This window comes from Kitasatospora sp. NPDC059722, assembly GCF_042733235.1.
Lineage (GTDB): Bacteria > Actinomycetota > Actinomycetes > Streptomycetales > Streptomycetaceae > Kitasatospora.
In genome coordinates, this window is the sequence record NZ_JBHWGD010000031.1 from 22,790 (window position 1) to 33,784 (window position 10,995).

Genomic DNA, 10,995 nt, shown 5'->3' on the forward strand with positions numbered 1-10,995 from the left:
TCTTGGACGCGCGGACGCTCCCGCCCGCAGGCTGGGTGCATGCAAACCGTGTCACGAGCACAGGACCCAGCGTGGCTGCGCGAGCAGATCGCGGCCGAGCGCAGTGAACTCGCCGACGTGCTGGACTCCTTGACCGCCGACCAGTGGAACTCGCCGTCACTGTGCGACGGTTGGACCGTCCGCGCGGTCGCCGCCCACATGAGCACCGGCTTCCGCCACTCCAGAGCCTGCACCCTGCTGGAGATCGTCCGGGCGGGCGGGTCGATCCACCGCATGGCGGACCGGGTGGCCCGCCGGGACGCCGCCGCCCTGAGCGAGCAGGAGATCGCCGCCGCGCTCCGCGACAATGCCGCCCACCCGTGGCGCCCGCCGGTCGGCGGCCGGATCGCGGGCCTGGCGCACGACGCCGTCCACGGCCTCGACATCACCGTGGCGCTCGGCCTCCCGGCCCGCCTCCCGCTCCCGCGCGCCACCGCCCTGCTCGACGCGATCACCCCGCGCGGCCTGCGCTTCTTCGGCGCGCGCCTCGACGGCGTCCGGCTGCGGGCCGTCGACGCGGACTGGCGGTACGGCGACGGCGCGGACCTCGTCGAGGGCCGGTCCCAGGAGCTGCTGCTCCTCGCCTACGGCCGGCGCGTGCCCGCAGGCCTCCTCGCCGGCTCCGGCGCGGCGCGGTTCGCGCGGTGACGCGTGCCCCCGACGCGGCCGGCGCCGGTGTGCGAACTCCGGGAAACCGGCGGGGACATGGCGTTATGGTGCGATTGCACAGCGTCAGTGGACCCGAGAAGAGCCCGAGGAACGACCCGCAGAAGAACGTGAGGTAGGAGCAGTCATGCACCAGCAGGACTTCGTCAGCGCCCCGGCACTGATCCTGAGCGCCCTCGCCGCCGACCCCGCCCGCCGGGCGGTCACCACCGCCGACGGCGTGGACGTCACGGCGGGCGACTTCGCCACCGCCACCTACCGCCTCGCCCGCGAGCTCGCCGACCGCGGCGCGGCGCGCGGCGTCACCGTCACCCTGTTGACCGGCAACACCGCCGAGGCGCTGAGCGCCCGCTACGCCGCGAGCCTCGCGGGTGCGCGGCTGGTCAGCCTGTACGAGGGCATGGGCGCCCCGACGATGGCCGAGATCGTGGCGAGCGTCGACACCGCCGTGCTGCTCGTCGACGCCGAACGCTTCCCGGTGGCCGAGGAGCTGCTGCCCCTGGTCGACGTCCCGACCGTCCTCTCGCTCGGGCCGGGCGGGCCCGGCGAGGACGTCGTCGCCGCCTCCGCCGCACAGCCGGCCGAGCCGCCGTCCGTCCGCATCGGCCCGGACGACGACTGGGGCATCCGCCACACCGGCGGCACCACCGGCATCCCCAAGGGCATCCGCAGCCTGCACGGCCCCTACCGGCGCATCTTCGACGCGTCGCCGTACGGGGCCGGCGAGCGGCCCCGCTTCCTCGCGGCCACCTCGATCGCCCACCTCGCCGGGGTGTTCGTCGACCTCGCGCTCTACCACGGCGGTTCGGTCGTCCTCCAGCGCGCGTTCGACCCGGGCGACGTGCTGGCGGCCGTCGAGCGCGAGCGCATCACGGACCTGTGGGTCCTGCCGCCCCTGCTCTACCGGCTGCTCGACCACCCGGCGATCGGCCGCACCGACCTGTCCAGCGTGGCCCGGGTCCTCTACGGCGGCTGCGCGGCCTCGCCGACGCGGATCCGGGAGGCGATCAAGGTGTTCGGCCCGGTGCTGGCGAGCGGCTACGGGCAGTCCGAGGCGCAGAACATCGCCGTCCTCGGCCCGCACGAGCACGACCGCGTCGGGCGCGGCGGCCAGATCTCGGTGGGCCGCCCCCTCCCGGGCGTCGAGGTGGTGATCCGGGCGGCCGACGGCACCGACCTGCCGGTGGGGGAGCAGGGCGGGATCCACGTGCGCTCGGCCTCCGTCATGGCCGGGTACTGGAAGCGGCCCGACCTCACCGCCGCGGTGCTGCGCGACGGCTGGCTCGACACCGGGGACGTCGGCTACGTCGACGAGGACGGCTACCTCTACCTCGCCGACCGGCTGAAGGACGTGATCATCGTGGTCGGCGGCCACGTCTACCCGTCCGACGTCGAGGACCTGCTGGTCACCCACCCGGCGATCGCCCAGTGCGCGGTGTTCGGCGTGCGCGACCGCGACGAGGCCGAACACGTCCACGTCGCCGTCGTCCCGGCGCCCGGGCGGCGCCCGGAGCTCGACGACGTACGGGAGTTCGTGACGGCGCGCAAGGGGCGGATGTACGCGCCCGAGGCCCTGCACGTGGTGGACGAGATCCCGCTGACGGCGGTCGGCAAGCCCGACAAGAAGCGGCTGCGCGCCGCGCTCTGACGCGGTGGCGATCGGACGGGTCGGTATCACGCCGACACCACGCCGAGGTGACCAAACGTCAATACCTCACAGGATCCGGCCAAGTTGAGCGTATCCGTCCGATGGCTGGAAAGGGCGTGTCCGTATTTCGGACGGAGGTATGGACTTCGCACGCCGGGGGCGACCGGCCGACCGGAGGGCCGGTTTCCCCTGCGCAGCGCGCTGTGGGCCCCTTTGCGGGGCGGATAAGCGGCGCGTGAAGGCCGGTCGGGGCGGTGGCGGGATCGGACCGGCCATCGCTTCGTCCGGAAACGGACCTGGCGGTTGCCGCGTGTCGAATCAGTGGCCGAGAGTCGTACTGATGAACGAGAAGAGCGATACTCCGTCCCCTCCCCGCCCTCGCCTCCTCGGTCACCGAGACTTCCGGCTCCTGCTCGCGGGCGCCGCCGCGGCCCAGACGGGCAGTCAGGTGACCCTGGTCGCCCTCCCGTTGGTCGCCGTGCTGGTGCTGGACGCCGACCCCTTCCAGGTCGGCCTGCTCACTGCCGCCGAGACCGCCGCCTTCCTGCTGGTCGGCCTGCCCGCCGGGGCCTGGCTCGACCGGATGCGCAAACTGCCCGTGCTGATCCGCGCCGACGTCGTGCGCTGCGTGGCCGTCGGGTCCATCCCGCCGGCCGCCGCGCTCGGCGCGCTGACGATGGCCCAGCTCTACGTCGTCGCGCTGGTCACCGGTGTGGCGACGGTGTTCTTCGACGTCGCCCACCAGTCCTTCCTGCCGACCGTCCTGCCGCGCGAGCACCTCGTCGGCGGCAACGGCGCGCTGGAGACGGTCCGCTCCTCGGCGCAGATCGCCGGGCCCGGCCTCGGCGGCGGACTCGTCCAACTCCTCGGCGCGCCGCTCGCGATCGTCGCCGACGCCTGCGGCTACCTGGCCTCCGCGCTGCTGCTCACCCGGATCCGCGCCGAGGAGCCGCACCCGGAGCCCGTGGCCGGGAAGTCGCTGCGCGCCGAGGTGGGGGAGGGCGTGCGGTTCGTGCTCGGGCACCCGCTGCTGCGGGTCATCGCCGCCGCCACCGCCGTCTCCAACCTGTTCGCCGCCGTGCTGATGGCCGTCCAGACCGTGTTCTGGGTGCGCGTGCTCGACCTCCCGCCCGGCGCCATCGGCGTGCTGCTGTCGGCCTCCGCCGTCGGCGGCCTCGCCGGGGCGCTGTGCGCCGGGCCGCTCGCCCGAGGCGTCGGGCAGGCCCGCCTGATCTGGCTCGCCCCGGTCGTCACCGGACCGTTCGCCGTGCTGTGGCCGCTGGCCGACGGCGGCCTCGGCGTCGTCCTCTTCGGCGTCGGCTCGGCCGTCGTGCTGTTCGGCGCGGTCGCCTACAACGTCGCCCAGGTGAGCTTCCGCCAGTCCGTCTGCCCGCCCGACCTGCTCGGCCGGATGAACGCCACCATGCGCTTCCTCGTCTGGGGCACGCTGCCCCTCGGCGCGCTCGCCGGGGGCGCCGTCGCCGACGCGGCCGGGCCGCGCACCGCGCTGTGGCTGTGCGCGGCGGGCTTCCTGCTCGTGCCCGTGCCGCTGCTGCTCTCGCCGCTGCTCCGGATGCGCGACCTGCCGACGGCCGACGCGCCCGCTCCGGAGGCGGCGGCGGAGGCGTCCGAGACGAGGGCGCAGACGCCCGACACGGCCGTGAGCCCCACGCCCTGAACCCGTACCGAGACCGAGACCCGGAGACCGGAGACCGTTCCGTGCACGCCACCAGCACCGCCACCGGTGCCCCCAGCATCACCGCCGCCTACCTCGCCCGCTACCGCTCCATCGCCGCCGACACCCCGCAGACCCTCCTCCCGCTGACCGGCGCCCAGCGGCGCTTCCTGATCACCCGCCGGCTCACCCCCGGCGGCCGCCCGGAGATCGTCCCGGTCTTCTTCGCCTACCCGCGCGGCACCGTCGACCTGCCCCGGCTCCAGCGCGCCGCCACCACCGTGGCCGCCCGGCACCCCGCGCTGTGCGGCGCCTTCGCGAACGTGCGCGCCACACCCGTGCTGCGCGTCGGCGGACCGTCGGCCGAGGCCGCCCGGGTGGCCGTCGCCCCCGGCGGCTCCGCCCGCGAGGCACTGCGCGAGGCCCTCCTCGACTGGCCGGCCGACGGACCGGCGCTGCGCCTGCTGGTGGCCGAAGAGCCGGACGGCGACGAGGAGTTGCTGGCCGTCGCGCTCGACCACGCGGCCTGCGACGAGCAGTCGCTCGGCGTCGTCACGGCCGAACTGGAGGACGCCTACGCGGCGGACGCCCAGCCCGGCCGCGGCCCCGACGAGGCCGCCGTCGCCGACTACCGCGAGGCCGTCGAGCGCCAGCTCGCCGCCGAGGACGCCGCCTCCACCCCCGCCGCCCACGCCCACTGGGGCGAGCGACTCGGCGGCCTCGCCACCACGGAGGCGGGCGCGGCGCACTCCACCGGCATGCTCACCGAACGCGTGCCCGGCGCCGTGCGCGGTTCGGTCTTCCCCGTCCTGCTGGACGCCGTCGCCGTGGCCGCCCACCGCCTGCACGGCACCGGCGGCCCGCACGGCACCGGCCCCGACCGGAGCCGCCCGCTCGGGACGGGCCCCGACCGGAGCCGCCCGCTCGCCCTCGGCTACCCGTGGGGCGGCCGCCCGCCCGGAGCGCCCGCCGCGCTCGGCTGCTTCATCAACACCCTCGTCCACCGGGCGCTCCCGGGCCCGACCGGGGACCTCGACGCGCTCGCCGACGGCTGGTGGGACGACCTCGACCACGCCGACACCCCCTTCGACGAGGTCGTCCGCGCCGCCCGCGCGGCCGGCGCCGGCTGGAACGGCGCCCTGGACGGCCTCCTCACCCTCGAAGACCTCCACCGCCGCCCGCCGCTCGCCCTCGCCGGCGTCCCCGGCCGCGAGACCCACCTCGCCGGGCGCCCCCTGCCCGTGCCGCTCGCCGTCTCCGCCTCGCACGGCGACGACCTGCTGGTCCGCCTCGCCTGGGACCGCGAGCGCTTCCCGGACGCCACCGCCGAAGCGGCCTTCGAGGGCCTGCTCGGCGCGTTGCGCCACCACCTCCGGCCGGCCGCCTGACCAGAGCGCCGCCGATCCGCCGACGGCCCCGGGCCGTTCGACGCGAGCTTCCGCAAGGAACCACGAACTCCCCCACGCAGCAGTGCCGCACGCGCCACCACCCCGGCGCGCCCGGCCGGCCGGGACGGGACCCCACAATTCGCCCGCCCCGCCGCCCGCAGGACGAACACGCCCGCCACCACTAGGGAGTAGCCGCCCATGTTCGCACTCTCCTCCTCGCAGGAGATCGTCTGGCTGCACGAGCAGATGCTGCCCGGCAGTCGCGCCTACAACTTCACCGCCGTCCTCGACCTCTGGGGAACCGTCGACCGGGACGCCCTGCGCGCCGGCCTCACCGCCGTCGTCGCCCACCACCCCGGCCTACGCCTGGAGCTGGTCGCCCGCCAAGAAGGCGTACCCGGCCAGCGGGTCGCCGAGGACTGCGAGCCCCGGCTGCGCACCAGCGACTTCTCGGCCGAGGCCGACCCCGAGGCCGCCTTCCGCACCCTGCTCGCCGCCGAGGCCGCCGAGCCGCTCGACACCAGCCGGGCCCCGCTGCTGCGCTGGCACCTGGTCCGCGTCGCCGACGACCACCATCGGCTGATCCACGTCGAGCACCACCTGATCCACGACGGCCACTCCTTCGCGATCCTGCTGCGCGACCTGTTCACCGTCTACCGCGCCCACGTCCTGGACGAGCCCTACGAGCTGGCCCAGGCCCCCTCCTACGAACAGCACGCCCGCACCGCCACCGGCCCGAGCGACGACGCTCTCGCCTTCTGGCTCCGTGAACTGGCCGACGCCCCGCGCGAGGTCACCCTCCCCGGCCTCGCCCGGCCCGGCGCCTTCCGCCGCCACCGCGGCGGCCAGCTGCGCCAGGCCGTCGGCGCCGACCTCGCCGAGCGGCTGCGCGAGCGCAGCAAGTCCGACGGGCACACCCCGTTCAGCACGCTGCTCACCCTGTTCACCGAGCTGCTGCGTCGCCACAGCGGCCACGACGAGATCGTCGTCGGCACCGCCGTCGGCAACCGCCCGGTCGGCTTCGAGGGCACCCTCGGCATGTTCGTCAACACCGTCCCGCTGCGCCTGCGGCCGGACGCGGAGACCTCGGGCACCGACGCCATCGACGAGGTGACGGACGTCCTGCTGCGCGCCCTGCCCCACCAGGACCTGCCCGTCCAGGAGCTGACCCGCCGCCTCGGGCTGCACACCACCGGCGCGGACAACCCGCTGTTCAACGTGATGTTCAGCGCCCACGACGCCCCGCTCCCGGACGTGCGCGTGCCCGGCCTGGAGGTCCTCCTCTACGAGGGCTTCAACACCGGCACCACCCGCTTCGACCTCGACCTCGTGCTGATGCCCGACGACCGCCGCGTCGTCGGCGAGAAGCACGGCGCTGCCGGCATGACCCTGGTGTGGGACTACGACGCCGACCTGTTCGACGAGTCCGAGGCCGTACTGCTGTCCGAGCGCCTCCTGGACCTCCTGCGCGCCTACCTCGACCGGCCGGAGGAGCCCCTGGCAGCCCTGGCCGCCCCGACCATGGAGAGCGTCGAGACGGCCGTCGAGCCGGCGAACCTCGACCCGGCCGCCGCCCACGACCCCACCTCCCTCGCCCTCGTCGCCGGCACCGAGCGGATCACCTACGGCGAGCTCGACCGCCGCGTCTCCGAGCTCGCCGAGCGGCTGCGCGCCGCCGGGGTCGAGCCCGGCCAGCCGGTCGCCGCCGTCCTGCCGCGCGGCGTCGACAGCGTCGTCGCCCTGCTCGCCTGCCTGCGCCACGGCGCCGTGTACGCCCCGCTCTCGTCGGAGGACCCGGCCGCCCGCCTCGGCCTGCTGCTGGAGCGGCTCGCCCCGGCGCTCGTGCTGGCCACCCGCCAGAGCGCGCTCGCCCTGCCCGCCGAGGGGGTCACCCCTGCGCTCCTGGACGGACCGGCCTTTCCCAAGGCCGAGCCCGCGGCCGTGCTCGACGGCATCGCGTACGTCATCCACACCTCCGGCTCCACCGGCGTGCCCAAGCCCGTCCTGGTCGGCCGCGAGGCGCTGGCCGGCTACGTCGGCGCGATCGCCGCCCGCTACGAGCTCACCGCCGCAGACCGGGTGCTGCTCTTCGCCCGCCCGTCCTTCGACGTGGCCCTGGAGGAGGTGCTGCCCGCGCTCGCCGTCGGCGCCGCCCTCGTCGTGCCGCAGCGCGAGGTGCCCACCGGTCCCGAACTGGTGGCCGTCCTCGCCGCCCGCGGCGTCACCGTCGCCAACCTGCCCACCAGCTACCTCCTCGCCGTCCGCGAGGACCTGCACGAGGCGCTGCGCGACGGCCGCTGGACGCCCCGCCTGCTCGTCCTCGGCGGCGAGCGGCTGCCCGCCCGCGCCCTCGCGGGCCTCACCGAGGCCACCACGGTCCTCAACGCCTACGGCGTCACCGAGGCCACCGTCACCTCCACCGTCCACCAGGTCGGGCCCGCCGACCTCGACGGCGGCGGCGAGGTGCCGCTCGGCGCCGAACTGCCCGGCGTGCGGATGCACGTCCTGGACGCCGCGCTGCGCCCGCTGGCGCCCGGCTGCGTGGGCGAACTCGCCGTCGGCGGGCCGATGCTGGCCGAGGGCTACCTCGACCTGCCCGAGCCCACCGCCGAGCGCTTCCGCGACCTGCCCGGCCTCGGCCGGGTCTACCGCACCGGCGACCGCGGCTACCGCGACCTGACCGGCCGGCTGCGCTTCCTCGGCCGGACCGACAACCAGGTCAAGCTGCGCGGCTACCGCATCGAGCTGGAGGAGATCGAGGCCGCCGCCTCCGCCGAACTCGGCGGCCGCTCGTGCGCGGTGGTCCTGCACACCGACCCCGAGGCCGGCCCGCGCCTGGTCGGCTTCCTGGAGGGCACCGAACGCCCCGACCAGACCGCCCTGCACGCCGCCCTCGCGCAGCGCCTGCCCGGCGGGCTCGTCCCGGCCACCTGGACCGCCCTGCCCGCGATGCCGACCCTGCCCGGCGGCAAGCCCGACCGCGCCGCCCTCACCCGGCTCGCCGCCGAGGCCACCGCCGCCGAGGAGGCCCCCGCCGCCACCGGCGCGGCCTTCGACGGCCCGGGGCAGGAGCTCGTCGCCGCCGCCTGGCGCGAGGTCCTCGGCCACGACCGGTTCACCGCCGAGTCGCAGTTCTTCGAGGTCGGCGGCCACTCGCTGCTCGCCGCCCAGGTCGCCGCCTGGCTGGAGCCGCACCTCGGCACCCGGCCCCCGCTGCGCATCCTCTTCCGCCACCCCGTCTTGGCCGACCAGGCCCGCGCGCTGACCGGAGACGCCAAGTGACTTCGAGCCCCTCGTCCGTCCTGGAGGACGGTCACCGCGAACTCGTCGACGCGTTCGAGAGCTTCATCCGCCGCGAACTCGTGCCGCTCGCCGCCGAATTGCCCGAGACAGCCGACCAGCCCCCGGCCGACCTGCGCGCCTACGTCCGCAAGCGCTCCGCCGCCCTCGGCTTCTACGCGGGCGACTACCCCGAGGAACTCGGCGGCTCCGACATGCCGTTCACCGCCGTCGTCCTGCTCCACCACGCCGCCGGACGCAGCGGCTGCTCCCTCGCGCCGTACGCCCTCGCCGGCTCCGACGGCCCGAGCCCGCTGCTGCGCAACGGCACGCCCGAGCAGATCGAGCGCCACCTCGTACCGCTGGTGCGCGGCGAGCAGACCCGCTGCCTCGCCCTCACCGAGCCGCACGCCGGCTCCGACGCGTTCCGGCTCACCACGACCGCCGTCCGCACCGGCGACACGTGGGTGCTCAACGGCCGCAAGACCTTCGTCAGCAACGCCGACCGGGCCGGCATCGTCCTCGTCGTCGCCGCCACCGACCTCGGCGACGGCAGTACCGTGGGCGCCACCGCCTTCGTCCTGCCGATGGACCAGCCCGGCCTGCGGATCGGCCAGCGCTACGAGGGCATGTCCGGCGAGCCGCTGTTCGAGCTCCTCCTGGACGGCGTCACCGTCGGGCCCGAAGCCGTCATCGGCGGCGAGGAGGGCATCGGCGCGGCCACCGCGCTCGCCATCGACAGCCTCTCGCGGGGCCGGCTCGTCGTCGCCGCCATGTGCAACGGCGTCGCCGAGTACGCGCTGCGCGCAGGCGTCGAGTACGCCCGCGAGCGGGAGGCCTTCGGCCGGCCGATCGGCGACTACCAGCACGTCCAGGAGCACCTCGTCACCACCCGCGCCGAGGTGGAGGCCTCCAAGCTGCTCACCCTCGCGTGCGCCCGCCTCGTCGACGACGGCACCGAGGCGCCCGAGAACGCGGCCCTCGCCAAGCTCACCGCCTCCGAGACCGCCGTCCGCGCCGTCGACCGCTCGCTCCAGGTCCACGGCGCCACCGGCTGGGTGCGCGGCCACCCGCTGGAGTTCCTCTACCGCTACGTGCGGATGATGACGATCATCGAGGGCACCTCCGAGGTGCAGAAGGTCATCATCGCCCGCTCCATGGGCCTGAACTGACGTGCCGTGACCTTGAACCGGGAGACGATGATGGAACCCCTCAGCATCGAGTACGGCCGTCCGCACCAGGACGGCGCGGTCCTCGACCTCTTCACCACCTGGGCGCACCGCACACCGGACGCGCCCGCCCTGATCGACGGCGACCACGCCTGGAGCTACGCCGAACTCGACCGCCTCGCCGACACCGTCGCCGACGCGCTGCGCGAGCGCGTGCGCCCCGGCGACCTGGTCGGCATCTGCCTCGACCACTCCGCCGCGCTGGTCGCCGTCACCCTCGCCACCGCCAAGCTCGGGGCCGTCCACCTGCCGCTCGGCCCGCGCCCCGGCGAACGCCGCCTCCAGGCCGTCGCCGAACAGCTGCGGCCCGCCTGCCTGATCGGCGACCCCGCCCTGCTCCCGACCGGCCGCCAGGCCGGCGAGCAGCTCAAACTCGCCCTGCCGACGGAGGGCGCCAACGCGGCCGCCACCGTCATCGCCGCCTTCGCGGACGGCTCCGACGGCGGCGCGGTCGAGATCCCCAAGGGCACCCACTACGCCGTCCTCACCTCAGGCTCCACCGGCACGCCCAAGGCCGTCGCGGTCGGCGAACCCGCCCTCGGCGCACTCCTGCACTGGTACCGGGACTTCACCGGCCTCGGCCCCGGCGAGCGGCACAGCCTGCTCATCGGCGTGGCGTTCGACCCGCACCTCCAGGAGCTGTGGGCCACCCTCACCTCCGGCGCCGCCCTCAGTGTCGCCCCCGATGCCGTCCGCTGGGACGCCGGCGCCCTCACCGACTGGTGGCGCGAGGCCGGCATCACCGTCACCGTGCTGCCCACCCCGCTCGCCGAGCCCGTCCTCGACCGGCCCTGGCCCGCCGGGCTCGCCCTGCGGCACCTGACCATCGGCGGCGACCGGCTGCGCCGCGCCCCCGGCCCGGACGTCACCGCCACCGTCCACAACGCCTACGGCCCGGCCGAGGCCACCGTCACCACCACCGTCCACACCATGGCGCCCGGCGGCGACCACGGCACCGACGCGCCGCCGATCGGCCTGCCGATCCCCCGCGGCAGCGGGGGAGGCCCGGCACACTCGGGGGCTCCCGGCGGGGGGCCCGGGGAGCGCCTGGGCGCCGTCCGCGCGCGCGGC

7 protein-coding genes are annotated in these 10,995 nt (G+C 75.8%); all 7 read left to right on the plus strand.

Going from position 1 to position 10,995, the window contains the following annotated elements; all coding sequences use genetic code 11:
- Positions 1-48 precede the first annotated feature (48 nt).
- Positions 49-687, plus strand: coding sequence for a maleylpyruvate isomerase family mycothiol-dependent enzyme (locus ACFV4F_RS20775; protein ID WP_380504360.1), 639 nt, complete (start codon positions 49-51; stop codon positions 685-687).
- Between the two features lie 145 nt (positions 688-832).
- Entirely contained in the window at positions 833-2,353 is a 1,521-nt protein-coding gene (locus ACFV4F_RS20780) for an AMP-binding protein (protein ID WP_380504363.1), read from the plus strand.
- Between the two features lie 340 nt (positions 2,354-2,693).
- Entirely contained in the window at positions 2,694-4,031 is a 1,338-nt protein-coding gene (locus ACFV4F_RS20785) for an MFS transporter (RefSeq protein WP_380504366.1), read from the plus strand.
- Positions 4,032-4,072: 41 nt separating this feature from the next.
- Positions 4,073-5,416 (plus strand): non-ribosomal peptide synthetase, encoded by a 1,344-nt coding sequence (locus ACFV4F_RS20790; RefSeq protein ID WP_380504369.1) that lies wholly within the window; start codon positions 4,073-4,075, stop codon positions 5,414-5,416.
- A 198-nt stretch (positions 5,417-5,614) separates the two neighbouring features.
- Positions 5,615-8,698, plus strand: a complete 3,084-nt coding sequence (locus ACFV4F_RS20795) for an amino acid adenylation domain-containing protein (protein ID WP_380504372.1) — start codon at positions 5,615-5,617, stop codon at positions 8,696-8,698.
- Positions 8,695-9,867 (plus strand): acyl-CoA dehydrogenase family protein, encoded by a 1,173-nt coding sequence (locus ACFV4F_RS20800; protein WP_380445809.1) that lies wholly within the window; start codon positions 8,695-8,697, stop codon positions 9,865-9,867. Before ACFV4F_RS20795 ends, ACFV4F_RS20800 begins: the two co-directional genes overlap by 4 nt.
- A gap of 6 nt (positions 9,868-9,873) precedes the next feature.
- A partial coding sequence (locus tag ACFV4F_RS20805; protein ID WP_380504375.1) for an AMP-binding protein occupies positions 9,874-10,995 on the plus strand: 1,122 nt, incomplete at its 3' end.